Source organism: Pseudomonas sp. NFPP12 (genome assembly GCF_900103205.1).
In the GTDB taxonomy this organism is placed as follows: domain Bacteria; phylum Pseudomonadota; class Gammaproteobacteria; order Pseudomonadales; family Pseudomonadaceae; genus Aquipseudomonas; species Aquipseudomonas protegens.
Window position 1 is genome coordinate 367,088 of sequence record NZ_FMWW01000001.1, and the last position, 24,009, is coordinate 391,096.

At 66.6% G+C, this 24,009-nt stretch carries 20 protein-coding genes; 12 read left to right on the forward strand and 8 right to left on the reverse strand.

The genetic code is table 11. The annotated features are described in order from the left end of the window. The first annotated feature begins 7 nt into the window (after positions 1 to 7). The 3 genes from BLS75_RS01470 to BLS75_RS01480 all read left to right on the forward strand — a co-directional run bounded on the left by BLS75_RS01470 (position 8) and on the right by BLS75_RS01480 (position 2,575). Positions 8 to 331, forward strand: coding sequence for an isochorismate lyase (locus tag BLS75_RS01470; RefSeq protein WP_026020138.1), 324 nt, complete (start codon positions 8 to 10; stop codon positions 329 to 331). Further along, positions 324 to 1,748, forward strand: a complete 1,425-nt coding sequence (locus BLS75_RS01475; RefSeq protein ID WP_072450099.1) for an isochorismate synthase — start codon at positions 324 to 326, stop codon at positions 1,746 to 1,748. Before BLS75_RS01470 ends, BLS75_RS01475 begins: the two co-directional genes overlap by 8 nt. A 356-nt stretch (positions 1,749 to 2,104) precedes the next feature. Continuing rightward, positions 2,105 to 2,575, forward strand: a complete 471-nt coding sequence (locus BLS75_RS01480; RefSeq protein WP_011061767.1) for an Imm30 family immunity protein — start codon at positions 2,105 to 2,107, stop codon at positions 2,573 to 2,575. Between the two features lie 76 nt (positions 2,576 to 2,651). On the opposite strand, the gene BLS75_RS01485 is transcribed toward BLS75_RS01480, so the two are convergent. The 4 genes from BLS75_RS01485 to BLS75_RS01500 form a co-directional block, all read right to left on the reverse strand. After that, positions 2,652 to 3,593, reverse strand: a complete 942-nt coding sequence (locus BLS75_RS01485; RefSeq protein WP_072450100.1) for an alpha/beta hydrolase — start codon at positions 3,591 to 3,593, stop codon at positions 2,652 to 2,654. 166 nt (positions 3,594 to 3,759) lie between these two features. Next, positions 3,760 to 6,180, reverse strand: coding sequence for a TonB-dependent siderophore receptor (locus BLS75_RS01490; RefSeq protein ID WP_019094490.1), 2,421 nt, complete (start codon positions 6,178 to 6,180; stop codon positions 3,760 to 3,762). A gap of 116 nt (positions 6,181 to 6,296) precedes the next feature. Then, positions 6,297 to 7,280: a DUF4880 domain-containing protein gene (locus BLS75_RS01495; RefSeq protein WP_072450101.1), complete on the reverse strand. Its 984-nt coding sequence runs from the start codon at positions 7,278 to 7,280 to the stop codon at positions 6,297 to 6,299. Then, on the reverse strand, positions 7,277 to 7,786 hold the full coding sequence (locus BLS75_RS01500) for a sigma-70 family RNA polymerase sigma factor (RefSeq protein ID WP_011061763.1): 510 nt from the start codon (positions 7,784 to 7,786) through the stop codon (positions 7,277 to 7,279). The genes BLS75_RS01495 and BLS75_RS01500 overlap by 4 nt, the downstream gene beginning before the upstream one ends. A gap of 181 nt (positions 7,787 to 7,967) precedes the next feature. On the opposite strand from BLS75_RS01500, the gene BLS75_RS01505 reads away from it, so the two are divergent. The 3 genes from BLS75_RS01505 to BLS75_RS01515 all read left to right on the forward strand — a co-directional run bounded on the left by BLS75_RS01505 (position 7,968) and on the right by BLS75_RS01515 (position 11,966). Continuing rightward, positions 7,968 to 8,939 (forward strand): bifunctional helix-turn-helix transcriptional regulator/GNAT family N-acetyltransferase, encoded by a 972-nt coding sequence (locus BLS75_RS01505; RefSeq protein ID WP_072450102.1) that lies wholly within the window; start codon positions 7,968 to 7,970, stop codon positions 8,937 to 8,939. A gap of 216 nt (positions 8,940 to 9,155) precedes the next feature. Continuing rightward, the gene (locus tag BLS75_RS01510; RefSeq protein WP_065364247.1) at positions 9,156 to 10,163 is read left to right on the forward strand and encodes a zinc-dependent alcohol dehydrogenase family protein; all 1,008 of its coding nucleotides are present in this window, start codon (positions 9,156 to 9,158) and stop codon (positions 10,161 to 10,163) included. Between the two features lie 456 nt (positions 10,164 to 10,619). Next, positions 10,620 to 11,966: an MFS transporter gene (locus BLS75_RS01515; protein WP_072450103.1), complete on the forward strand. Its 1,347-nt coding sequence runs from the start codon at positions 10,620 to 10,622 to the stop codon at positions 11,964 to 11,966. On the opposite strand, the gene BLS75_RS01520 is transcribed toward BLS75_RS01515, so the two are convergent. Continuing rightward, positions 11,963 to 12,544, reverse strand: a complete 582-nt coding sequence (locus tag BLS75_RS01520; protein WP_072450104.1) for a hypothetical protein — start codon at positions 12,542 to 12,544, stop codon at positions 11,963 to 11,965. The genes BLS75_RS01515 and BLS75_RS01520 overlap by 4 nt on opposite strands. Positions 12,545 to 12,653: 109 nt before the next feature. After that, positions 12,654 to 13,550, reverse strand: coding sequence for a LysR family transcriptional regulator (locus tag BLS75_RS01525; RefSeq protein WP_072450105.1), 897 nt, complete (start codon positions 13,548 to 13,550; stop codon positions 12,654 to 12,656). A gap of 115 nt (positions 13,551 to 13,665) precedes the next feature. On the opposite strand from BLS75_RS01525, the gene mdlC reads away from it, so the two are divergent. The 6 genes from mdlC to BLS75_RS01555 all read left to right on the forward strand — a co-directional run bounded on the left by mdlC (position 13,666) and on the right by BLS75_RS01555 (position 21,664). Continuing rightward, positions 13,666 to 15,252 (forward strand): benzoylformate decarboxylase, encoded by a 1,587-nt coding sequence (gene mdlC, locus BLS75_RS01530; RefSeq protein ID WP_015635942.1) that lies wholly within the window; start codon positions 13,666 to 13,668, stop codon positions 15,250 to 15,252. Between the two features lie 81 nt (positions 15,253 to 15,333). Beyond that, positions 15,334 to 16,725, forward strand: a complete 1,392-nt coding sequence (locus BLS75_RS01535) for an MFS transporter (RefSeq protein ID WP_015635941.1) — start codon at positions 15,334 to 15,336, stop codon at positions 16,723 to 16,725. A gap of 43 nt (positions 16,726 to 16,768) precedes the next feature. After that, on the forward strand, positions 16,769 to 17,692 hold the full coding sequence (locus BLS75_RS01540; RefSeq protein ID WP_072450106.1) for a ketopantoate reductase family protein: 924 nt from the start codon (positions 16,769 to 16,771) through the stop codon (positions 17,690 to 17,692). Positions 17,693 to 17,830: 138 nt separating this feature from the next. After that, positions 17,831 to 19,306: an aldehyde dehydrogenase family protein gene (locus tag BLS75_RS01545; RefSeq protein WP_011061755.1), complete on the forward strand. Its 1,476-nt coding sequence runs from the start codon at positions 17,831 to 17,833 to the stop codon at positions 19,304 to 19,306. A 120-nt stretch (positions 19,307 to 19,426) separates the two neighbouring features. After that, positions 19,427 to 20,683: an OprD family porin gene (locus BLS75_RS01550; protein ID WP_015635939.1), complete on the forward strand. Its 1,257-nt coding sequence runs from the start codon at positions 19,427 to 19,429 to the stop codon at positions 20,681 to 20,683. Between the two features lie 267 nt (positions 20,684 to 20,950). After that, a complete protein-coding gene (locus BLS75_RS01555) occupies positions 20,951 to 21,664 on the forward strand; it encodes a GntR family transcriptional regulator (protein ID WP_011061753.1) in 714 nt (237 codons plus the stop codon). Positions 21,665 to 21,668: 4 nt separating this feature from the next. Here BLS75_RS01555 and BLS75_RS01560 read toward each other — a convergent pair whose 3' ends face one another. Together BLS75_RS01560 and BLS75_RS01565 are read right to left on the reverse strand one after the other, a co-directional pair. Beyond that, positions 21,669 to 22,619, reverse strand: coding sequence for a PDR/VanB family oxidoreductase (locus BLS75_RS01560; protein WP_065364243.1), 951 nt, complete (start codon positions 22,617 to 22,619; stop codon positions 21,669 to 21,671). A gap of 55 nt (positions 22,620 to 22,674) precedes the next feature. Beyond that, positions 22,675 to 23,733 carry an aromatic ring-hydroxylating oxygenase subunit alpha gene (locus BLS75_RS01565; RefSeq protein WP_072450107.1) on the reverse strand — a complete coding sequence of 353 codons (1,059 nt, stop codon included), beginning with the start codon at positions 23,731 to 23,733 and terminating at the stop codon, positions 22,675 to 22,677. Positions 23,734 to 24,009: the final 276 nt, after the last annotated feature.

Here is a 24,009-nt window from a genome sequence, read left to right on the forward strand (position 1 = left end):
CCCCGACATGAAGACACCCGAGCAGTGCAGCGGCCTGGACGACGTCCGCTGCGGTATCGACGCCATGGACCAGCAGATCATCCAGGCCCTGGGCCGGCGCCTGGCCTACGTCAAGGCGGCGGCGCAGTTCAAGCCGACCGAGGACAGCATTGCCGCCCCGGAGCGGGTTGCGGCGATGCTCCCGCAACGTCGGCAATGGGCCGAGCAGGCGAGCCTGGACCCGATGTTCGTGGTGCCGCTGTTCGCCCAGATCATCCACTGGAACATTGCCCAGCAAGTGCGCCACTGGCGCCGTCAGCACGGGCTGGATCAAGGAGCCCAAGATGAGTGAATCCTGCCTGTCCGGCTTGACCCGGGCCCTGCGCAAGGGCGAATCCCTGGCCCGACGCAGAGGTCGGGCGGTGCTGGTGGTGTACAGCCTGGCCGCCGAGCGCCTGGAGCCGCTGCGGCTGTTTGCCGCCAACCGCCAGGTGTTCGGCCAGAGCCTGTTCTGGTCCAGCGACCAGGGCGCCCTGGCCCTGGCCGGGTTCGGCTGCACCGAAGAAATCAGCCCGCCGGCCGCCGAGCGTTTTGCCGCCAGTACCCAGGCCTGGCGCCAGTTGCTGCTGCAGGCCCATCAGGTAGGGCCCAAGCGGGCCTACCTGTGCGGCGGCTTTGCCTTCGACCCCCAGGGCCCGCGCAGTGCCCAGTGGCAGTCGTTCGCCGCCACGTCCCTGGTGCTGCCGCGGATCCTGCTGCTGCGCGAAGGCGAGCAGCAGCACTGGCTGTTCAGCCTGTGGGTCGAGCCCGGCGCCGACGTGGCCCAGTGCGCCGGTGCCCTGGAGGCGGAGTGGGCCCTGTTGCAGGCGCGCTATACCCACGCCCCCTTGGCACAGATGCCCGTTGGCACCCAGGCCGAGGACGACACTCAGGCAGCCGACCGCTGGCAGGACTGCGTGGCCCGAGCCATCGCGCGAATCCAGGGCGGCGAGCTGAGCAAGGTAGTACTGGCCCGGGAAGTCTGCCTGCGGGCGAGCCGCAGCATTCCTTGCGGGCCGCTGCTGGAAAACCTCAGGGCGGCCTATCCCCAGGCCTTCCTGTTCGCCTTCAGCCGTGGCGACAGCTGCTTTCTCGGTGCCACGCCGGAACGCTTGGTGCGCCTGGCCCGCGGCACCCTCAACACCGTGGCCCTGGCCGGCACCTGCGCGCGCGGCCAGCATGAGCAGCAGGACGCGGAACTGGGCCAGGCCCTGATGGACAGCGCCAAGGACCGCCATGAACACGCCCTGGTGGTGCAGACCCTGCGCGAAGCCCTGCAGCCCTACTGCGCGATGCTGGAGATTCCCCCGCAGCCGCAACTGCACCGCCTGGCCCACGTCCAGCACCTGCTGACCCCTGTGCTGGGGCGGTTGCGGCCCCAGGTCGATCTGCTGCAAGTGGTGGATGCCCTGCACCCGACCCCGGCGGTGGGCGGCCTGCCTCGGGGCAAGGCCCTGGGCTATATCCGCGAGCATGAGCAACTGGACCGCGGCTGGTACGCCGCCCCGGTGGGCTGGCTGAACGCCGAGGGCGATGGCGAGTTTGCCGTGGCCTTGCGTTCCGCCCTGATCCGCGGCAACCAGGCGCACCTGTTTGCCGGTTGCGGCATCGTCGGCGAGTCGGACCCGGCGAGCGAATACCAGGAAACCTGCCTGAAGTTGCGCACCATCGGCGAAGCCCTGCGCCCGCAACCGGCCGCCACCTACGAAAAGCTCGGCCTCTCCCTGTAGGAGCCGGCTTGCCGGCGAACCGCGCAGCGGCCAGTTGGCGCGGTTCGTGGCGAAGGAATGCGACGCTCTTGCGGGCCTCTTCACTGGCAAGCCAGCTCCTACGGATGAGCGGGTGTGCACCCGTAGGAGCCGGCTTGCCGGCGAGCCGCACAGCGGCCAGTTGGCGCGGTTCATGGCGAAGGAATGCACCAGGGCGTTGATGGCCTGACCGGAGCCCTTGCCCGCCAGGCTCAGGCGCGGCGGTACGTAGTCGTCCTTCAGGCCATGGACCACCCGCAGCGGCATGCCGATTTCGCGGATGGTGTCCATGGCGTATCGTTGCGCCTCCCTCCCTTCGAGCTCCCTGGCGAGTACCCATGAAATTCGACGCGTTGACCGACATCCTGCTAAAGCTCGAAAACGCCTTCAACGACCCTGGCGAGAACCTTGTGCGGCGCATCGACGCCTGCATCGCCGAGGTGGCCCAGTTGGCCGACCCGGCCAGCATTGGCCCGCTGTTGTCGTTGCTCGACGATGAGGCCGAATATGACGAGGTGATGTTTTCGCTGATTCACGCCGCCGAGCATTTCGATGATGCTGTGTATGTGCCGGCGTTGCTGGCGGCGCTGCCCGGCTTGCAGGAACACAGCCCGAGGTGGGCGCAGACGCTTTTCATGCGGGTGCTCAACAGCGAGCCCGCGCGCCTGGAGATGGTCCGTGCCTTGCGCGAAGCGGCGCCTGCGGTCAAGGCGGCGGCCCTGGAGTTGGCCGATTCGATCAATCAGCAGTCTCCGGCATTCCTGGCCAAGACCGTGGTGGTCATGGTGGCGGCTCAGCCGGCTGCGTGAGGGACGTCTAGGGACAGGTTTTTTGCAGGTGCCGCGGGCCCATTCGCTGGCAAGCCAGCTCCTATACAAGCCAGCTTCAGCTGGTGGGGGCGGCGGTGGGGGGCGGGCCGGCGAATTTTTGGCTGGGTTTGGCACGCAGCAGGGCGTTGATGGCCTGGCCGTAGTCCTTGCCCGCCAGGCGCATGCTGTTGTTGTGGGTGCCGCCGGGCACCAGCAGCAGTTTCTTCGGCTCCAGGGCGGCCTTGAACAGTTGCTGGCTCAGGCGCGGCGGTACGTAGTCGTCTTTGAGGCCGTGGACCACCAGCAAGGGCATGCCGATCTCGCCGATCTTGTCGATGGAGTCGAACTTCTGCGACAGCAGCCAGCGCACCGGCAGCGAGGTCTTGGTCGCTGCGGCAGCGGCATCGGCCAGGGTGGTGAAGGTGGATTCGACGATCAGCCCGCGAGCGGCAATCGGGGCCTTTTCGGCGGCGGCATTGCGCCCCAGTTCGGCAGCCAGGTCGATGGCCACCGCCCCTCCCAGGGAGTGGCCGTAGATCAGGCGTTTGCTGGCATCGGGTTGCAGCACCTTGAGCCGCTCCCAGGCGACGCGCGCGTCTTCATACACGCTGTTTTCCGAGGGCAGGTCGCCATGGCTCTGGCCAAAGCCGCGGTAGTCGATGGCCAGCACCGAGTAACCCAGGGCATGCAACTGCTCGATGCGAAACAACTGGCCGGTGAGGTTCCAGCGCACGCCGTGCAGGTAGAGGATCGCCGGGGCATCGGCGCGTTGCGCCGGCCACCACCAGGCGTGGATGTTCTGCCCGGCCTTGAAGCTTTTCGGCTTGAGTTCGAATTCCTGCACCGTACTCGGCAGGCCGCGATACCAGCCGGCGGTGCCGGGCTCGATGCGAAACACGAGTTGGCGTTCCTTGTGTTCGAGCACCGCGCAGCTCACCGGCAGGCCGACCACCAGCGCGGCCATGCACAGCAGGGAAAACCAGCGACGGCGCAGGCGCTGGGGCAGGGTTGGGGACATGGAAGGCTTCACCGCAGGACAGTCGAAAACGCGTTTTAACAGATGTGCCGCGACGGCTGCAGGAATTTCGGCGCAACGGTCGGCGGCAAGGGTTAGCAAATGCTACAGAGAGGGTCGGCAAGCGCCGTGGCCACCCGCTGCCGGGGCGGGCCACGACGGTGGGGCTTTAGAAGTTCCAGCGGGTGCTGAGCATCACGTTCCGCGGGTCGCCGTAGTACGACGAGTTGTAGAAACCGATGTTGGTGAAGTACTTCTTGTCGAACAGGTTGTTGACGTTGAGGGTGGCCGAGACGTTCTCGGTGATCTGGTAGCGGGCCATCAGGTCCACCAGCCAGTAAGGGTCCTGGGCGAATTTTTCCTCGGTGCCCTTGCCGTAGTTGCTGAGTATCTTCCAGCCAGTGCCCTGCCAGCGCACGCCGCTGCCCAGGGTCAGCTTGTCGAGGCTGCCGGTCAGCTTGTAGCTGGTATAGAGGTTGACCTGATCTTCCGGTTCCCAGGTGGAGACCTTGGCCCCGCTCTGGTCGCGAATGATCTTGTGGGTGTAGCCGGCCTGCAACTGCCAGCCGGGAGCGAGCTCTCCGGAGATTTCCGCTTCATAACCCTTGGCCTTGGACTTGATGCCCTTGGACGCATAGTCCAGCCCGGGAGTGGTGGGGTTGGCGTTGTAGGCCAGGTCATCCACCGGCCGGTTTTCTTCATGCACTTCGAAATAGGCCAGGCTGGAGTTCAGGCGGCCGTCGAAGAACTCGCCCTTGAGACCCACCTCGTAATTGGTGCCTTCGTCGGGCTTGAGCACCTTGTCGTTGCGGTCGCGGTAGTCGTCCTGGGGCAGGTAGATCTCGGTGTAGCTGGCATAGACGGAGAAGTTCTGGTCGAGGTCGTAGACCACCCCGGCATAGGGAATGACCTTGCCGGTGTCCTTGGTCCTGCTGGTACCGCTGACCTCGTAGTTGTTGACCCTGCTGCCGAGCAGCAACGAAAGATCGTCGTTGAGGCTAAAGCGCGCGGTCATGTAGCCGGCGCTCTGGCGGGTGGTCTCGTCGTTCTTTTTGGTCATGCTGCCCCAATCGGGCTTGGGGCTGTGCCCGTCCCAGTTGAAGTAGTCGTAGAAATTGTTGTGATTGGTGGCGCTGGTGAAGTCCCGGCCTTTCCAGTGCGAGTTGGAGATCGAGGCACCGACCACCAACTGATGCTCGCGCCCCAGCAGGTCGAAGGGGCCCGTGGCGTAAAGGTCGCCGCTGTCGCTGACGGTTTCGCCGGTGTACTTGCGGGTCAGCAGCGAGGCGATGCCGGTCTCGGCATTGGGCGACATCAGCGAACCCAAGGGCGCGTTGTAGCCATTGATCTGGTGGTTGTATTGGGCCTTGGCCACCCAGCCGTTGGCGAAGCTGTGCTCCAGGGTGCTGAACACGGTGCGGGTGTATTGCGACCAGCGGCTCCAGCTCGCGCCGTTGTTGTAGGAGCGCGAGGTGCTGATGGCGTTGCCCTTGGAGTCGTACAGCGAACTGCTGCCCGACCAGCTGGAACCCTTGGGGTCGTTGTCCTGATAGTCGGCGCCGACGGTCAGCAGGGTGTCCGGTGACAGGTCGAACTCGAGGATGCCGTAGTAGACGCTGGTCTGGCGCTGGTAGTGGTCAAGGAAGGATTTCTTGTCCTGATAGGCGGCGACCATCCGCCCGCGGACATTGCCGCTGTCGGTCAGGGGGCCGCTGACATCGACCTGCGAACGGTAGTTGTCCCAGGAACCGGCCCCCAGGTCGATGTGCCCGGCGAATTCGGCAGTGGGTTTCTTGCGCACCATGTTGATGGTGCCGCCGGGGCCACCGGCACCGGTGAGCAGGCCGGTGGCACCCTTGAGTATTTCCACGCGGTCGTAGATCACCGTGTCGGTGAGGGTGTGGCCCGAGGAGTACTGTGCGTCCTGCAGGATCGGAATCCCGTCGTACTGGAAGTTCTGAATGGCAAAACCGCGGGAGTAGTAGCTGGTGCGGTCACTGTCGTAGGTGGCCACGGTGATGCCTGGGGTATGGCGCATCACCTCGTCGATGGAGTTGAGGCCAAAGTCATCCATGGCCTGGCGGGTCACCACCGAGATCGACTGCGGGGTTTCTCGCGGTGTCAGCACTAGCCGGGTGGCGGTGGCGATGGTGCCCGGCGTGTAGGAGCCGCTGCCTTCGGTGACGGTGCCCAGCTGGTTGGTGGTGACCGTGGTTGCTCCCAGCTCGACCCGTTCACCGCCGCTGGCCTGTATTACCCGATAGCCCGCGCCCTCGGCCACGGCTTGCAGGCCCAGGGGTTTGAGCAGGCGCTGCAGGCCTTCGGCCACGCTGAAACGGCCATTCAGGCCGGTGCTGCGCTTACCGGCGCTGAGGTTGGCGTCGATGGCGATCATGCTTGCCGATTGCTGGCCGAAGATGCCCAGCACCTGGTCCAGGTTGCCCGGGGCGATGGCGTAGTCGCGCTGCTGGTGGTCGGTCACGGCGGCGCCGGTTTCGGCGGCCAGCAGCGGCAGGCTGGTGCTGGCGATGGACAGGCCGATGATGACCGGGCGCAAGGTCGCGGCAAGGGGCGTAAGGCGAATGTGCATAAGGAAAATCCGTGGGTTGGGAAGGGATGGCGCTGAGCTGTTTTCCAGCTTCTTCCCTGGTCTTGATGCACGAGATTGAAAAAACTGCCGCCGCCCTGAAAAAAACAGGAAAACAATCAGGCAGCGTCCACGGAGGCCCAGTACCCCATTACCCGCCGGATGCGAATCGGCAGGGTCCTGGCCAGCAAATCGAGGCTGGCGTCCGGCTGGTCCAGGGAGAACGAGCCGGAAACCCGCAACCCGGCGATTTCGGCGGAGCAGCGCAGCAGGCCGGGGCGATAGCGGTCGAGTTCGGCGATCACCTCGCCCAGGGGGCGACGCTCGGCGATCAGCAGGCCCTGGGTCCAGGCATTGGCCGTGGTGGGCACGGCGGCCAGGGCGCTGATCCGCTGTTGGGCGATATCCACTTGCTGGCCCGGGTCCAGGCTTAGCGCGGGGGCATGGGCGGTGCTCACCGAGCCGCTGCCGGCGAGCAGTTGTACCCGGGTGCCGTTGATGCCCGGCAAGCCGACGCTGAGGATCAACTGCGAGCGCGGGGCGAGCTGGATGTGCCCATCGGTGGTGGTGACCTGCACGGGCGCGGCGTTGCCCAGGGTCAGCAACAGGCGGCCGCTGTTGAGCCGTAGTTGCAGGCCCTGGGGGCTGGCCTTCTGGTCGAGGCTGGTGCGCGTGTCCAGTTGCAGGCTGGCGCCAGCGGCCAGTTGCAGCTGGCGGCGCTCGCCGGTGGCGGTGTGGTAGTCGCTGAACAGTTGCGGCAACAGCAACCGTTCGCGCACGCTCCAGCTGCTGGCGGCCACCACGCCCAGGCCGACGATGCCCTTGAGCAGGGTGCGCCGCCCGGGGTGGCTGCGAGCCTGCAGCAGTTGCCGGGCGTGGGGCGCGGGCAGGCTGCGGGTGCTGTCGCGCAGGTCCTGGCCGATGCCGGCCAGGCGCTGCCAGGCCAGCTCATGCTGCGGGTCGGCCCGGCGCCAGGCCAGGCAGGCGGCCTGCTGCTCGGGGGGGCTGATGCCCGATTGCAGCAGCACCAGCCACTCCAGGGCCTGGTCCAGTACCTGCTGCTCCACGGCGCCCTGATCGTCCACTGGCTGGAAGGCGTTCATCCCGGGTACACCGCCGCGTAGCAGTGGCGGTAGGCCTTGAGCATGGCTTTCTGCACCACGTTGACCGAGAGCTGCAGGCGTTGGGCAATTTGCGGGTAGGTCAGGCCTTCGAGCTGGGACAGCAGAAACACCTCGCGCACCCGGCTGCCCAGGCCGTCCAGCACCTGGCCCACGGCGTCCAGGGCCTCAAGCACCAGCAGCCGGGTTTCCGGCGAGGGCTGGTACTGCGGCTCCAGCTGCGCCAGGGTTTCCAGGTAGGCGCGCTCCAGGGCCTGGCGCCGGAAATACTGCCCGCACAGGCGGCTGGCCACGGTGTTGAGGTAGGCCCGGGGTTCGCGCAGTACCGGCAGTCGCTCGCTGCGCAAGATGCGCACAAAGGTGTCCTGCGCCAGGTCCATGGCCTGGTCCTGGTTGCCGAGCTTGCGTCGCAGCAGTTGCACCACCCAGTTGTGATGCTGGAGGTAGAGCTCGCCCACGGCGTGCTGTAGCGAAGGGTTGGGCACCATCGATAGGGGTTCCGAGGTCGAGGTGGGTGAAATGGGCGTTTATGGTAATGCTTCTCATTAGTGAGTGCTTGAGTTTTTATTGCCGTTCACCAGGGCTGACTGTCACTCGGAAAAGTGAGCAGGGTTGAGGTTTAATTGGTTGCAAGGTACAACTAAATGCCTCACTTGCGAGGTCACGCCCATGCCGAGTTCATCCGCTTCCCTTATCCCATCACTGCGCCAGGCCTCCCGGCAGATGGTCCGCGAGCTGGGCTTCATGCAGGCCACCCTGGCCGCCACCGACTACCCGCCCTCGGCGGTGCACGCACTGCTGGAGATCGGCCAGGGCAATGCCCTGACCGCCGGTGACCTGGTGACCCTGCTGGGCCTGGAGAAATCCAGCGTCAGCCGCCTGGTGCGCAAGCTGGTGGACGCCGGCGAGATCAGCGAGCAGGCCCATGACCAGGACGCCCGCTCCAAGAAGCTGCAGCTCAGCGCCCGGGGGCGCCAGACCCTGGCCGGCATCGACCGTTTCGCCCAGGCCCAGGTGGCCGCGGCCCTGGCCCACCTGAGCCCGGCACAGCAGCGCAGCGCCTGTGCGGGCATCGCCGACTACGCCCGGGCATTGCGTGCGGTGCGGCTGGGAGAGGCGCCCGAACAGCCGGAGTGCAGCACCATCGCCCGGGGCTACCGGCCGGGAGTGATTGGCCGCATCGCCGAAATGCACGCCCGTTACTACGCGGATCTGGCGGGTTTCGGCCAGCCCTTCGAAAGCCTGGTGGCGCGGGACATGGCCGAATTGATGGGGCGTTTGCACAACCCGCGCAATGAAGTCTGGGTGGCGCTGCAGGGGGAACGGATTGTCGGTTCCATCGCCATTGATGGGGAGGGCGAGGGCGGCGAGGCGCTCCTGCGTTGCTTCATTCTGGATGAGGCCGCCCGCGGCCAGGGGCTGGGCCGGCGGCTGCTGGTCGAGGCCCTGGGCTTTTGTGACCAGTGGGGTTTTGTCGCCACCCGGCTTTGGACCTTCAAGGGCCTGGATGCGGCGCGCGCGTTGTATGAGGAACAGGGCTTTGTGCTGGTGCAGGAGCAAGAGGGCGAGCAATGGGGCGCGCCAGTGACCGAGCAGTGTTTTGTGCGAGCAAGGGTGGCGCAGCGCGACACAATCCGCTGAGCGCTGTAGCCGCTGCTGAGCCTGCGAAGCTGCGCAAAGGCCCGCAGGGCCTTGCCTGGCGGTCCCGAGCCGAGCCTGTGGCGGCCCTGAAAACCTGCGTCTGCTGCGTCGGAATGCCGCCCAAGCCGTTCGCAGCCTGGTGCAGCGGCTACAGATAGCCGGTATTGGTGGTAGGGTTCGCCCCCTGATGATTATCGATCTGTGGAGAAGCATCCCATGCAAGCCATCAAGCTCAGCCTGCCGGCATCCCTGGACAACCTGAAGCGCGTGGAGCTGGCAGACCCCGGCCAGCCCGGCGCCGGGCAGATCCGCGTGCGTATCCATGCCTGTTCCTTGAACTTCCACGATTACGCCGTGGTGACCGGCGCGCTGCCTACCGCCGACGGGCGGATTCCCATGGCCGATGGCGCCGGGGTCGTGGAAGCGGTGGGCGAGGGCGTCAGCGAGTTCAAGGTGGGCGATGCGGTGGTGTCCTGCTTCTTTCCCCATTGGCACGATGGCGGCCCGGCGATCGCCGATTTCAGCACCACCCCGGGCGATGGCGTCGACGGTTACGCCCGTGAAGTGGTGATCCAGCCCAGCCACTGGTTCACCCATGCGCCCAAGGGCTACAGCCATGCCGAGGCGGCGACCCTGACCACCGCCGGCCTGACTGCCTGGCGCGCACTGGTGGTGGACGGCGCGCTCAAGGCCGGGGAAACCGTGCTGGTGCTGGGCACCGGCGGGGTGTCGATCTTTGCCCTGCAACTGGCCAAGGCCATGGGTGCCACGGTGATCGCCACCTCCTCCTCGGACGCCAAGCTGGCCAAGGTGCGCGAGCTGGGAGCCGACCATACCCTCAACTACCGTACCCACCCCGAGTGGGGCGCTGAAGTGCTCAAGCTCACCGGCGGCCGCGGCGTCGATCACGTGGTGGAAGTCGGTGGCCCGGGCACCTTGCCGCAGTCGATCAACGCGTGCCGCATTGGCGGGCACATCGCCCTGATCGGCGTGCTCACCGGCTGGGCCGGACCGGTGCCGACCGCGGCGCTGATGGCCAGGCAACAGCGCCTGCAGGGGCTGATCGTCGGCAGCCGCCAGCAGCAGATCGAGATGGTCCGGGGCCTGGAAGCCACCGGCATCAAACCGATCATCGACAGCACCTTCCCCCTGGCGGATATCGCCAAGGCCTTCGCCCATGAAGCCTCGGGCGCGCACCTGGGGAAAATCTGCCTGAGCCTCTGAAGCGATGCCGCAACCCGGGCCCAGCCTACTGATCGGATCCCCAGAGGATCCGATCTCCGTCGCCGCTGCTGCAGGTGGCGACAAAAGGCGCAGCGCCTGCCTGCCCCGGCCAGCCACTCACAAACAGTTGATCCATGCTAATGGATCCAAAAATAAAGCCATTATCTAAAGGCTTCTTCGTTTACAGCGTGAAAAGTCAATAGTGCGCGATAATCGCCCATAAAAATCACTATTCGCGTGTCTCTCTATTGTTTGTGGATCCATTAATTGATTGATTAGGCCCCTGGCGATGGCAGGAACCTTCCTGGCCGTCCCCGCATAACAATTACAAGAAAAGGGTTTCGTCATGCGCGTTCTCCCAAGGGCACGGGCCGTTCTCGGTCCTGCGTGCCACCTGCCTGTGTGCCTGTCCGTCCCCGCGCTTTGCGCGTCCAGCCCGAGCATGGGAGGACGGCCATGAACCACGATCTCAAGCAACGGGTCGACCAAGGCCCGATGGGCTCCTTCCAGTGCCTGGCGATCGGTATCTGCATCGTCCTCAACATGATCGACGGCTTCGATGTGCTGGTGATGGCCTTCACCGCCGCTTCGGTGTCCGCCGAGTGGCAACTCAACGGGGCGCAGATCGGTCTGCTGCTCAGTGCCGGTCTGTTCGGCATGGCCGCCGGTTCGCTGTTTATCGCGCCCTGGGCCGACCGCTTCGGGCGCCGGCCGCTGATCCTGTTCTGCCTGCTGCTGTCGGGTGTCGGCATGCTGCTTTCGGCCGGCAGCCAGAGCCCTTTGCAACTGGCGCTGTTGCGCGGCCTGACCGGCCTGGGCATCGGCGGCATCCTGGCCAGCAGCAACGTGATCGCCGCCGAGTATTCCAGCCGCCGCTGGCGCGGCCTGGCGGTCAGCCTGCAATCCACCGGCTATGCCCTGGGCGCGACCCTGGGCGGGCTGCTGGCGGTGTGGCTGTTGACTCATTGGGGCTGGCGCTCGGTGTTCCTGTTCGGCGGCATCGTCACCTTGCTGGTGATCCCCCTGGTGCTGCTCTGGCTCCCCGAATCCCTGGACTTTCTCCTGGCCCGGCGGCCGGCCGATGCCCTGGCGCGAATCAATCGCCTGGCCGGGCGCCTGGGCCATCCGCAACTGCTGCAAATGCCTGCGGCAGCGGTACGCGAGCAGGGCGCCGGCAGCGGTTTTGGCCAACTGTTCGCCGGGCCCATGCGGCGCACCACGCTGCTGATCTGGCTGCTGTTTTTCCTGGTGATGTTCGGTTTCTACTTCGTCATGAGCTGGACCCCGAAACTGCTGGTGGCCGCCGGGCTCTCGGCGCAGCAGGGGATCACCGGCGGGGTGCTGCTGAGTGTCGGCGGGATCTTCGGCGCGGCGCTGATCGGCGGCTTGTCCTCGCGCTGGCCGCTGACCCAGGTGCTGTCGCTGTTCATGCTGGTGACCGCCGGGCTGCTGGTGCTGTTCGTCGGTTCGGCTTCCTCGATTGCCGCGGCCCTGGGCCTGGGGCTGCTGATCGGGCTGTTCGCCAACGGCTGCGTGGCCGGGCTCTACGCCCTGTCACCGGTGGTCTACGACGCTTCGGTACGGGCCACCGGGGTCGGTTGGGGGATCGGCATCGGGCGCATGGGCGCGATTGTCTCGCCCACGGTGGCCGGGGTGTTGCTGGATGCCGGCTGGCAGCCGCTGCACCTGTACGCAGTGTTTGCCGTGGTCTTCGTGCTGGCGGCCGCTTGCCTGTTGCTGCTGCGGCCGGTGTCGGCGCAACCGCAGCCGGCCCTGGCCTCGTGTGGCCAGGGTGGGGGTTAAAAGATCGAGTCCCTGTCCTTGCGGGTAAAGGCACTGATCCGGGTGTAGCGCCCGTTGACCGACTCGACGTTCAGGTTGCCATTGAAGTCGGGATAGCTCACGCGCCCGCTGGACAGCGGCAGCAGCGCCACCTTGAGCTTTTCCACGGGGATCGAGGTGAACTTCAGGTCGGCGATGTTCGGCGCCATGTGGGGCAGGGCATAGCGGGCGTTTTTCAGCTCGCAGACATAGCTGAAGATCATCGGCGTGGTGTAGTCCTGGGTGCGCGGGCGATAGGTGGAGGAGTAACCGACGATGCTCAGGGTGCGGCCCTTGATCTCGACGAACATGAAGGTCGGCGTGCGCTCGGTGATCCGGGTGCTGTCTTCCAGCAGCGCCCTGGCTTCGGCGGCGCTGATCAGGCTGTTGTCTTCACCGCTGAAGCCGTAGGCATGAAAACCGTTGAGCTCGGTCATGGCGCGCAGCAGCAGTTCCTTCGACGGGTCCGGGTGCATCCAGCGCACGTTGGGGCCACAGGCGCTCAGCAGCAAGCTGATGCAAATGGTCAGGAAAACTAAAGGCAGGGAGCGGGTGCTCATGGTGGTCAGAGTCCTTTCAAGAGAGGTGCCTGGTTGTGGCCCAGGCCGGCCATGGTCGCCCAAGGGATGGGCGGTTGTCAGCACGGCCCGGCAAAGTGCGGGCGCTGTTTCAAGACTGGCCGTCGATGATCGCCGCGGCCACGGCCTGGCGGAACCAGCTCAGGGCGGCGGAGCTGTCGCTGTTGGGGTGCCAGTGCAGCGAGACTTCGAACTCCCCCACGGAAAACGGCAGTTCCAGTTGCCGCAGGCCGCCTTCGAGGGTGAACAGGCGGGCGATCTGCGCTGGCAGCACGGTCAGCAGGTCGGTGCCGGGCAGCACTTTGGGCAGCACCGAAAAGTGCGGCACGTGCAGGCTGATGCGGCGCCGGGCGCCCATCTGCTTGAGCACGTCCTCGACGCTGCCGTGGCCGGTGGTGCGGGTCACGGCGATGTGCCGCTCGGCGAGGAACTGCTTCAGGCTCAGCTGGGTGCCGATGCGCGGATGACGGTCGCTGAGCAGGCACACGTAGCGCTCGCGGATCAGCACCTGGCTGCGGGTGCCGGTCAAGGGTTTGCGGCAGATCAGCGCGTCGACCTTGGCGCTGCTGAGCCACTCGCCGGCCTGGTCCACCTGCAGCGGCAGGACTTCGACTTCGGCCTCGGGGGCCTGCTGGTTCAGGCGCGCCAGGATCAGCGGCAGGAAGCCCATTTCGCCAAGGTCGGAGAGGGCGATGCGAAAGCGCCGTTCGGTGGTCGCCGGGTCGAAGCGCCGGGTGCTGTGCACGGTGTTCTCGATCCGCGTCAGGGATTCGCGAAAGGCCGGGTACAGCTCATCGGCCAACTGGCTGGGCTGGATGCCGTCCCGGGTGCGGCTGAACAGGCCGTCGTCGAACAGCTCGCGCAGCCGCGCCAGGCCGTAGCTGACCGAGGGCTGGGTGACGAACAGGCGCTCGGCGGCCAGGGTCACGCTGCGGGCTTCGTAGAGGGTGACGAAGGTGCGGATCAGGTTCAGATCGATGTGGCTCATGCTGCCTCATGGATATAGATGGGTCTTATTTTTAATAGAGATAGTATCGATTTGATCAATTTCGTGGCGGCTGCAAGAGTAACTCAAATTCTAAAAAACAGCGGCAAAGGTCCATATGAAAACCGTCCATAGCGCCTCCTACGACATCCTGCGGCAACAAGGCCTGACCACCGTGTTCGGCAACCCGGGTTCCAACGAGCTGCCCTTTCTCAAGGGCTTCCCCGAAGACTTCCGCTACATCCTCGGCCTGCATGAAGGCGCGGTGGTGGGCATGGCCGACGGCTTCGCCCTGGCCAGCGGCCAGCCGGCCTTCGTCAACCTGCACGCCGCGGCCGGCACCGGCAATGGCATGGGCGCCCTGACCAATGCCTGGTACTCCCACAGCCCGCTGGTGATCACCGCCGGCCAGCAGGTGCGCTCGATGATCGGCGTCGAGGCGATGCTGGCCAACGTCGATGCACCGCAGCTGCCCAAGCCCCTGGTCAAGTGGAGCGCCGAGCCGGCCTGCGCCGAGGACGTGCCGCGGGCCCTGAGCCAGGCGATCCACATGGCCAACCAGGCGCCCAAGGGCCCGGTGTACCTGTCCATTCCCTACGACGACTGGGCCCGCCCGGCGCCGGCCGGGGTCGAGCATCTGGCCCGGCGCCAGGTGGCCACTGCCGGGCTGCCCTCGGCGGCGCAATTGCGTTCGCTGGTGCAGCGCCTGGCGGCAGCGCGCAACCCGGTGCTGGTGCTGGGGCCGGATGTGGATGGCAGCCAGAGCAACCACCTGGCCGTGCAACTGGCGGAGAAACTGCGCATGCCGGCCTGGGTCGCGCCGTCCGCTTCGCGCTGCCCGTTTCCCACCCGTCACCCGAGCTTTCGCGGGGTGCTGCCGGCAGCCATTGCCGGCATCAGCCGCTGCTTGGCGGACCATGACCTGATCCTGGTGGTGGGGGCCCCGGTATTCCGCTACCACCAGTTCGCCCCGGGGGACTACCTGCCCGCGGGCACCGAGCTGCTGCACATCACCTGCGACCCCGGCGAAGCGGCGCGTGCGCCCATGGGCGATGCGCTGGTGGGGGACATCGCCGAGACCCTGCAGGCCCTGGTCTGGGCGCTGCCGGATTGCGACCGGCCGCAGCCCCAGGCCTTGCCGCCGGCTGCTCCGGTCGAGGAGCTGGGCGGCCTGCTGCGCCCGGAAACCGTGTTCGACGTGATCGATGAGCTGGCGCCCAAGGACGCGATCTACGTCAAGGAGTCCACCTCCACCGTAGGCGCCTTCTGGCAGCGGGTGGAAATGCGCGAACCCGGCAGCTACTACTTCCCGGCCGCCGGTGGCCTGGGCTTCGGCCTGCCAGCGGCGGTGGGGGTGCAACTGGCCCGGCCGGAGCGGCGGGTGATCGGGGTCATTGGCGACGGCTCGGCCAACTACGGTATCACCGCGCTGTGGACGGCCGCCCAGTACCAGATCCCGGTGGTGTTCATCATTCTCAAGAACGGCACCTATGGCGCCCTGCGCTGGTTCGCCGGTGTGCTGCAGGTCAGCGACGCCCCGGGCCTGGACGTGCCCGGCCTGGACTTCTGCGCCATCGGCCGCGGCTATGGCGTGCACTCGGTGCAGGCCAACACCCGCGAGGCGTTCGCCCAGGCCCTGAGTGAGGCCCTGGCGGGCGACCGCCCGGTACTGATCGAGGTGCCGACCCTGACCATCGAACCCTGAGGGCTGCCTTGTCGCCGGGCGCGAGCCCGGCCTTGCCAACCGCAACCTGCGGACTCACCAGAAGAATAAAAAGAGGTGGTTATGAACACGACTTCGGTCACTGCTGTGATAGATGACGCGCCCCAGCCGGCGCGTTCCGGTTCCACCCACGCCGACATCGGCACCTTGCTCGACCATGGCCCCTTCACCGGCATGCAGAAGCTGGTGGTGTTGCTGGCGGCGCTGTCCATCGTCATGGACGGCTTCGACGGCCAACTGATCGGCTTTGCCATTCCGCTGATGATCAAGGAGTGGGGCATCACCCGCGAGGCGTTCGCTCCGGCGGTGGCGGCCGGGCTGATAGGCATGGGCATCGGCAGTGCCTGCGCCGGTCTGTTTGCCGACCGGTTCGGCCGGCGCATGGCGATCATTGCCAGTGTCTTCGTGTTCGGTGCGGCCACTTGCGCCATTGGCCTGGCGCCCAATGCACTAGCGGTGGCGGCCCTGCGTTTTATCGCCGGGCTGGGCATCGGTGGCGCGCTGCCCAGCGCCACCACGGTGACGGCCGAGTTCACCCCGGCGCGGCGGCGTACCCTGGCGGTGACGGCCACCATTGTCTGCGTGCCCCTGGGCGGGATGCTGGCGGGGTTGTTCGCCTCCCATGTGTTGCCGCTGTACGGCTGGCGCACCCTGTTTTTCATCGGCGGCAGCCTGCCCATCGTCCTGGGCTTTGCCTTGCTGGCGACGCTGCCGGAGTCGCCGCGCTTTCTGGCGCGCCGGCCCCAGCGCTGGAACGAGCTGGGCACCTTGCTCGGGCGCATGGGCCGGCCGATGGCGGCGGGGGTGGTCTACACCGATGCCCTGGAGCAGAAGAGCGAGAAGCAGGGTGGTTTCCGCGCCTTGTTCGCCCTGGGCTACGGGCGTGACACCCTGGCCCTCTGGGTGGCGTTCTTCATGTGCCTGACCGCGGTCTACAGCGCTTTCAGCTGGCTGCCCACCATGCTGCTGTCCGAAGGCCTGGAGCTGTCGGTGGCCGGTTCCGGGCTGACCGCCTACAACCTGGGCGGGGTGATCGGGGCGCTGGTGTGCGCGGTGGCCATCACTCGCTGGGGTTCGTTCTGGCCGCTGCTGATCTGCTGCGCCGGCGGCGCGGCCAGCGCCTTCCTGTTGCAGGTGGTGGACATCCACCAGGACACCGGGCTGCTGATCTTCGGCTTCGGCGTGCACGGCCTGTTCGTCAACGCCGTGCAGTCCACCATGTTTGCCCTGTGCGCCTTTATCTACCCCACCAGTGTGCGCGCCACCGGCACCGCATCGGCCCTGGCCTTCGGGCGCCTGGGGGCGATCCTCAGTGCCTTCGCCGGAGCCCTGGTGATTACCCAGGGCGGCGCCAACGGCTACCTCACGCTGCTGGGTTCGGTGATGGTCATGGCGCTGCTGGCGCTGCTGATCGTGGGCCGGCACATTCCCCGGCGCCTGCCGGGCCAGTCATGAACGCGGCCCGGTGCGTGAACCGGCCACTCAAACAGGAGGTTCGATGAACATCACCATTCTTGGCGCGGGCGCCATGGGTTCGCTGTTTGGCGGCCTGCTGGCGCAAAGCGGCCAGCAGGTGACCTTGCTGGACATCAACGACGAGCACCTTGCGGCGATCCGCAGCGACGGCCTGCTGCTGGCCACCGACAGCGGCGAGCGGCGCATTACCGGCCTGCACGCCTGCCGTCCGGAGCAGGCCACGGGCCACCCCGACCTGTTGCTGGTCTTCACCAAGACCCTGCACACCGACAGTGCCTTGCGCAGTGTCGCCGGGCATATCGCCGGCCACACCCTCGTACTGACCCTGCAGAACGGCCTGGGCAATGCCGAGGCGCTGTCCCGGCATGTGGCCCCGCAGCAGGTGCTGATCGGCATGACCAACTGGCCCGCCGACATGGTCGGGCCGGGGCAGGTGCATTCCCACGGCCAGGGCATGGTGCGGGTGCTGGCCCCAGGCAGCCGCGAGCGCAACGCCAGCCAGGAGGTGGCGGCGGTGCTGGACGCTGCCGGGCTGAACTGTGCGGTGGACCCGCAGGTCTGGACCTCTATCTGGGAGAAGGTGGCCTTCAACGCCGCCTTGAACAGCCTGTGCGCCGCCACCGGCTGCACCGTGGGCCAGCTGGACGCAGCGCCGGAAGGCGTGGCCCTGGCCCGGTCCATTGTGCTGGAGGTGGTGGCGGTGGCCAGGTCCCAGGGAATAGAGCTGGATGCCCAGGGCTGCCTGGACAGTGTGGCGTTCGCCATTGCCCATCACCGCACCCACAAGCCTTCGATGTTGCAGGACGTGCTGGCAGGGCGGCCCACGGAGATCGGCTCCATCAATGGCCAGGTGCTGGAGCGGGCGCGGCAGGCCGGGGTGCCCGTGCCCCACACCGAAACCCTGCTGGGCCTGCTGCGCCTGATCGAAAAACGCGCCGCCTCGTAGGAGCCGGCTTGCCGGCGAAGAGGGCCTTGGGGCTTGTGTGGCGCTGGCGGGCGCCTTCGCTGGCAAGCCAGCTCCTGCATACGCCGGCTTTTGTGTGACACATCGGTTTATGAATGCTGTTCCATGAGGAGATTTTCCATGAGTGATTCCAACGCGGTCTATCGCGATCTGCACCTGCAACCCATCGCCGGACAGTGGCGCGCCGGCGCCTCCGGCAAGACCCTGGTGGTGAGCAATCCATTCGACGGTGCACAGCTGCTGGAACTGGCCCAGGCCAACCGCAGCGACCTGGACGCGGCCTACGCCAAGGCCGCCCAGGTGCAGCCGCAATGGGCGGCCCTGGGCCCGTCCCAGCGCGCGGCGGTGCTGCACCAGGCGGTGGCGATCTTCGACCGGCGCCAGGAGGAAATTGTCGACTGGATCATTCGCGAATCCGGCAGCACGCGGATCAAGGCCCTGGCCGAGTGGGGCGCGGCGCGGGCCATCACCCTGGAGGCGGCGTCCTTCCCGGCGCGGGTCCACGGGCGGATTGTCGAATCCGATGTGCCGGGCAAGGAAAGCCGGGTGTACCGCAGCGCCCTGGGGGTGGTCGGAGTGATCAGCCCGTGGAACTTCCCGCTGCACCTGACCCAGCGCTCCATCGCCCCGGCCCTGGCCCTGGGCAACGCGGTGGTGGTCAAGCCGGCCAGCGATACGCCGGTGTGCGGCGGCCTGCTGCTGGCCAGGATCTTCGAGGAAGCGGGCCTGCCCGCCGGGGTGTTCAGCGTGGTGGTGGGGGCCGGTAGCGAGATCGGCGATGCCTTTGTCGAGCACCCGGTGCCGGCGCTGATCACCTTCACCGGCTCGACCCCGGTGGGGCGCGGCATCGGCCGCATCGCCAGTGGCGGCGAGCACCTCAAGCACGTGGCGCTTGAATTGGGGGGCAACAGCCCGTTCGTGGTACTGGACGATGCCGACCTGGAACAGGCGGTGAACGCCGCGGTGTTCGGCAAGTTCCTGCACCAGGGGCAGATCTGCATGGCGATCAACCGCATCATCGTCGACGAGCGCCTCTATGACGCCTTCGCCCAGCGCTTCGTGGCCCGGGTCAAGCAGCTCAAGGTGGGGGATCCGCAATCGCTGGACACAGTGATCGGCCCGGTGATCAACGCCCGCCAGTTGCAGGGCCTGCAGGACAAGATCGCCCTGGCCCGCGAGCAGGGCGCCGAGCCACTGTACGAGGGCGGGCAGAACGGCAACCTGCTGGCGCCCCATGTGTACGGCGAAGTGCGTGCCGACATGGACCTGGCGCGCAATGAAATCTTCGGCCCGCTGGTGGGGCTGCTGCGCGCCCGGGACGAAGCCCATGCCCTGGAGCTGGCCAACGACAGCGAATTCGGCCTGGCCAGCGCGGTGTTCACCGGCAACCTGGAGCGCGGGGTGAACTTCGCCCGGCAGGTGCGCGCCGGCATGACCCACATCAACGATGTGCCGGTGAACGACGAGGCCAACGCGCCCTTCGGTGGCGAGAAGAACTCAGGCCTTGGGCGCTTCAACGGCGACTGGGCGATTGATGAATTCACCCGGGACCACTGGATCAGCCTGCAGCACCGGCCGCGTCAGTATCCCTTCTGACCCGGCACCTTTGAATAACGCCCGGCCGCCCTGGCCGGGCTTTTGAGCATCCGTGAGCGCGCGGGCCCTTGTCGGCCTGTCGGGCACGGCTGCGCCTATGAAAAGCGGAGAACAATAATAATGAACACCCGTCATCCGATGCAGTGCCGTTCCCTGGTGGGGGCTTGCTTGTCCGTGGGCCTGTGCGTGCCCGCCTGGGCCGCCGACGACAGCGGTTTTTTCGAGGGGAGCAAGACCGACCTGCTGCTGCGCAACTACTACTTCAACCGGGATTTTCGTGACCATGACGCGCCCAAGGGCCAGGTCGAGGAGTGGGCCCAGGGCTTTATCCTCAAGTTCAGCTCCGGCTACACCCCGGGCACCGTGGGCTTTGGCCTGGACGCCATCGGCCTGTTCGGCCTCAAGCTCGACAGCAGCCGCCAGGCCAGCGGTTCGGAGTTGCTGCCGGTGCACGACGACGGGCGCGCCGCGGACAATTTCGGTCGCGCCGGAGCGGCCCTCAAGGCGCGGATTTCCGCCACCGAGTTCAAGGTCGGCGAGCTGCTGCCGGACATTCCACTGCTGCGTTATGACGACGGCCGCCTGCTGCCGCAGACCTTCCGCGGGGCCATGCTGGTCTCCCGAGAGATCAGCGGCCTGGGGCTGCAGGCCGGGCAGTACCGTGCCGTCAGCCTGCGCAACTCCTCGGACATGCAGGACCTTTCGGCCTGGGCCGCGCCCGGGGTCAAGTCCGACGGCTTCAACTACGCCGGTGCCGAATACCGCTTCAACCAGCAGCGCACCTTGCTCGGGGTCTGGCATTCGCAGCTGGAAGACATCTACCGCCAGAGCTACTTCAACCTGCTGCACAAGCAACCGCTGGGGGACTGGACCCTGGGGGCGAACCTGGGCTACTTCATCGACCGCGACGATGGCAGCGCGCGTATCGGCCGGGTCGACAGTCACACCGCCTATGGCCTGTTCTCCGCCTCCCGGGCCGGGCACACGCTGTACCTGGGGTTGCAGAAAGTCAGCGGCGACAGCCCCTGGATGTCGGTCTACGGCAGCAGCGGCCGGACCCTGGGCAACGACATGTTCAACGGCAACTTCAGCAACGCCGGCGAGCGTTCGTGGCAGGTGCGTTATGACTATGACTTCGCCGCCTCGGGGATTCCCGGGCTGCTGGCCATGGTGCGCTACGGTCGTGGCGACAGCGCCACCACCAAGGTGGGCAATGACGGCCATGAGTGGGAGCGCGATACCGAGATCGGCTACACCCTGCAGAGCGGCACCTTGAAGAACCTCAGCCTGCGGCTGAACAACGCCACCAACCGACGCAGTTTCAACAGCGACTTCGACCAGACCCGGCTGATTGTCAGCTACCCGCTGTCGCTCTGAAAACCCTGTAGCCGCTGCCGCAGGCTGCGAACGGCTTGGGCGGCATTCCGACGCAGCAGACGCAGCGATTCCACGGGCGCTGGAGGTCCGGCGGCAGATCGCCAGGCAAGGTCCTGCGGACCTTTGCGCAGCCTCGCCGAGGCTCGGCAGCGGCTACAAGGTAGCCGCTGTTTCGTGCTGCTTCGTATGGCTACGGCAATCTCGGGGTGCGTGTTGCGGGGGGGCTTGCGTTACTATGGCCGCCCACGTTTTCAGGAAGCTGCCCGGATGAGCAAACCCGGTCAAACGGTGCTGGTCGCGCTGCGCAAGATGATCGCCTCGGGCGAGTTGGCGGCAGGCGAGCGCTTGATGGAAGTGCCCACCGCCGAGCTGTTCGGGGTGTCACGCATGCCGGTGCGCATGGCCTTTCGCACCCTGGAGCAGGAAGGCCTGCTGGTGCGGTTCGGCGGTCGCGGGTTTCAGGTGCGTTCGGTGAGCGCCGAAGACATCGCCGGGGCGGTGGAGGTGCGCGGGGTGCTGGAAGGCCTGGCGGCGCGCCAGACCGCCGAGCGCGGGCTGTCGGCCGAGGGCCGGGCGATTCTCGAACGCTGCCTGGTCGAGGGCGATGCGCTGTTCGACAAGGGCTATGTCAACGAAGAGGATCTGGAGCTCTATCACGACCTCAACATGCGTTTTCACCAGGTGATCGTGGCGGGCAGCGGCAACCCGGCGATCGCCGATGCCCTGGCGCGCAACGACCACCTGCCGTTCGCCTCGGTCACCGCCCTGGCAGTAGACCGCCAGGACATGGCCCGGGAATACCGGCGCTTCAACTATGCCCACATGCAGCATCACTCGATATTCGATGCCCTGGTCAATGGCCAGGGTGCGCGGGCCGAGGCCCTGATGCGCGAGCATGCCAACGCCACCTTGCGCTATGCCGAGATCTTCGGCTCGGCCGTGGCCGACGAGCGCATGAGGCTGATCCTGCGCCCGCAGTGAGGCTTTACAGATCCAGCACCAGCAGCGGGCTCCTGGCCCGGGAACAGCAGGGCGTGAACTGATCGTTGCGCGCCTGCTCGTCCTCGGTGAGGAACAGGTCGCGGTGCTCCGGTACCCCTTCCAGCACCCGGGTCAGGCAGGTGCCGCAGATCCCTTGCTCGCAGGAAATCGGCACTTCGATGCCCTGGTCCTGCAGCACCTGGACCACGCTGCGATCGGCCGGTACCTGGAACACCTGGCCGCTGCTGGCCAGCTTCACCGCAAAGCTGGCGTCGGCGCTGTGGTCGATGGGCGCAGCGCTGAAATATTCTCGGTGCAGGCATTGCTCCTTCCAGCCCTGGGCCCGGGCGTTGTCCAGCACGTGTTGCATGAAGCCACCGGGGCCGCAGACATACAGGTGCACGTCGTCCCGGGGCCCGGCCAGGGCCTGGGCGATATCCAGGGCGGTGTCCGGTTGTTCGTCGAAATGCAGGCTCACCCGCTCGGCAAAGGGCGAGGCCTGCAAGCGCTGGACGAAGGCCGCGCGCTGGGCCGAACGAGCGCAGTAGTGCAGCTGGAAATCCGCGCCGCTGTGGGCCAGCTGTTCGGCCATGCTGAGGAGCGGGGTAATGCCGATGCCTCCGGCGAACAGCAGGCTGCGCCGTGCTGCGTGCTCCAGGGCAAAGAGGTTGCGTGGCTCGCTGATGCGCAGGCGCGTGCCTACCTCCAGTTGCTGGTGCAGGCTGCTGGAGCCACCGCGGGAGGCAGGGTCCTTGAGCACGCCGATCAGGTAGCGGTGGCGCTCTGCGGGGTGGTTGCACAGGGAGTATTGGCGCACCAGGCCGTTGGCCAGATGCACGTCGATATGGGCGCCGGCGCTGAAGGCGGGCAGGGGGCTTGCGTCGGCCGCGGCCAGTTCGAAGCTGCAGATGTCCAGGGCTTCGTCGTGGCGCGCGGCCACCAGTACGTCGATCATCATCGGTCCTCGCCGGTGGCCGCATCCGGGCCGCCAGCCTGTCGGGTTCGGGGGGTTAACGGCTTGTGGCGATCAAGGGTTCCCGGGGCTCGCGCTCCTGGGCGATCAGCCGCTCCAGGACCCGGCGCGACTGCACGCCGCCGGCGTCGATATTGAGCTTGAGCAGGTTGCGCTGGGGCTGGGCGAGAAGGTTCTGCTGCTGGCGCTCAAGCATCTCCAGGTCCTCGCTGAAGATCTTGCCCTGGCCTTCGCGGATGCTCTCGGTGAGCGCCTGGTCCTGGGGGTTGAAGTTGCGCGCCATGCCCCAGAAGTACCAGATCGAAGTGTCGCTTTCGGGGGTGATGAAATCCACCACGATGCTCGACGCCTTGTACTGCGCAGGGGCGTCGTAGCCACCGTGGCCGGCATGGGCCACGCCGACTTCGATCAGCACATGGCTGGGCGGGCTGAAGCGGCAGATCTGCCAGCGGTCCACCGGCACGTCGTCGGCCAGTTGGTTGCCGCGCAGGGCCATGCGCCAGAAGGGCGGCGGCATGACCTTGTGCATGTGCCGGGCGGTGACCACCTGATCGCCGTCTACCGTGGTCTGCGGTGGCGCCTCGTCGATTTCCTTCTGGCCGATGCTGGAGGCATGCACGTAGGTTTCGTGGGTCAGGTCCATCAGGTTGTCGATCATCAGCCGGTAGTCGCACTGGATGTGGAACAACCCGCCGCCATAGGCCCATTGATCATCGTCGGCCCATTCCAGGTGATGGATCAGCGCCGGGTCGGCCAGGGCCTGGTCGCCGGGCCAGACCCAGATGAAACCGTAGCGCTCCACCGCGGCGAAGGTCTTGTTGCAGGGGAAGCCGCGCACCCGCTGGCCGGGCATTTCCACGGTCTTGCCGTCGCAGCCCATCACCAGGCCGTGATAACCGCATACCAGGTTGCCGTTCTCGACATAGCCCAGGGACAGCGGCGCGCCGCGATGGGGGCAGAAGTTCTCGACGGCGGCTACCCGACCTTCATGGGCGCGGTAAAACACCATGTGTTCGCCGCAGATCTGCCGGCCCAGGGGCTTGTCCTGCAATTCATCGGGGGTGCAGGCAACGTACCAGGCATTCTTGGGGTACATGACGTTTCTCCAGGCGTTTGTTGTTTTTATTTAATGGATCCATTAAATGGTTGGCGCTCTGGGGGTGTCAAACAAATATGCCGATTTAGTGTTCGATAATCGGCTGCTATAGGGGTTTTGGATCCAGTGAAGGGGGGGTATGGATCCATTGTTCGCGCGTCAAGGCGCGGCGCGCCGAAGGGCCGGTGGGCAGTTGCGGGGCGAGGCTGGGGGGCGGGCCGCAGCGCCAGGGGGCATCTGGCGGCTGCGGTGCCGGGGACGAAGTGGGGGGTTGCA

Excerpts from the sequence above, each read along its gene's own strand:
- BLS75_RS01555 (WP_011061753.1), top strand. The coding sequence starts at position 20,951 with ATGAGCAAACCCGGTCAAACGGTGCTGGTCGCGCTGCGCAAGATGATC.
- BLS75_RS01545 (WP_011061755.1), top strand. The coding sequence starts at position 17,831 with ATGAGTGATTCCAACGCGGTCTATCGCGATCTGCACCTGCAACCCATC.
- BLS75_RS01525 (WP_072450105.1), bottom strand. The coding sequence starts at position 13,550 with ATGAGCCACATCGATCTGAACCTGATCCGCACCTTCGTCACCCTCTAC.
- BLS75_RS01540 (WP_072450106.1), top strand. The coding sequence starts at position 16,769 with ATGAACATCACCATTCTTGGCGCGGGCGCCATGGGTTCGCTGTTTGGC.
- BLS75_RS01475 (WP_072450099.1), top strand. The coding sequence starts at position 324 with ATGAGTGAATCCTGCCTGTCCGGCTTGACCCGGGCCCTGCGCAAGGGC.
- BLS75_RS01480 (WP_011061767.1), top strand. The coding sequence starts at position 2,105 with ATGAAATTCGACGCGTTGACCGACATCCTGCTAAAGCTCGAAAACGCC.
- BLS75_RS01520 (WP_072450104.1), bottom strand. The coding sequence starts at position 12,544 with ATGAGCACCCGCTCCCTGCCTTTAGTTTTCCTGACCATTTGCATCAGC.
- BLS75_RS01510 (WP_065364247.1), top strand. The coding sequence starts at position 9,156 with ATGCAAGCCATCAAGCTCAGCCTGCCGGCATCCCTGGACAACCTGAAG.
- BLS75_RS01560 (WP_065364243.1), bottom strand. The coding sequence starts at position 22,619 with ATGATCGACGTACTGGTGGCCGCGCGCCACGACGAAGCCCTGGACATC.
- BLS75_RS01505 (WP_072450102.1), top strand. The coding sequence starts at position 7,968 with ATGCCGAGTTCATCCGCTTCCCTTATCCCATCACTGCGCCAGGCCTCC.
- BLS75_RS01470 (WP_026020138.1), top strand. The coding sequence starts at position 8 with ATGAAGACACCCGAGCAGTGCAGCGGCCTGGACGACGTCCGCTGCGGT.
- BLS75_RS01565 (WP_072450107.1), bottom strand. The coding sequence starts at position 23,733 with ATGTACCCCAAGAATGCCTGGTACGTTGCCTGCACCCCCGATGAATTG.
- BLS75_RS01500 (WP_011061763.1), bottom strand. The coding sequence starts at position 7,786 with ATGGTGCCCAACCCTTCGCTACAGCACGCCGTGGGCGAGCTCTACCTC.
- BLS75_RS01485 (WP_072450100.1), bottom strand. The coding sequence starts at position 3,593 with ATGTCCCCAACCCTGCCCCAGCGCCTGCGCCGTCGCTGGTTTTCCCTG.
- BLS75_RS01550 (WP_015635939.1), top strand. The coding sequence starts at position 19,427 with ATGAACACCCGTCATCCGATGCAGTGCCGTTCCCTGGTGGGGGCTTGC.
- BLS75_RS01495 (WP_072450101.1), bottom strand. The coding sequence starts at position 7,280 with ATGAACGCCTTCCAGCCAGTGGACGATCAGGGCGCCGTGGAGCAGCAG.
- BLS75_RS01515 (WP_072450103.1), top strand. The coding sequence starts at position 10,620 with ATGAACCACGATCTCAAGCAACGGGTCGACCAAGGCCCGATGGGCTCC.
- mdlC (WP_015635942.1), top strand. The coding sequence starts at position 13,666 with ATGAAAACCGTCCATAGCGCCTCCTACGACATCCTGCGGCAACAAGGC.
- BLS75_RS01535 (WP_015635941.1), top strand. The coding sequence starts at position 15,334 with ATGAACACGACTTCGGTCACTGCTGTGATAGATGACGCGCCCCAGCCG.
- BLS75_RS01490 (WP_019094490.1), bottom strand. The coding sequence starts at position 6,180 with ATGCACATTCGCCTTACGCCCCTTGCCGCGACCTTGCGCCCGGTCATC.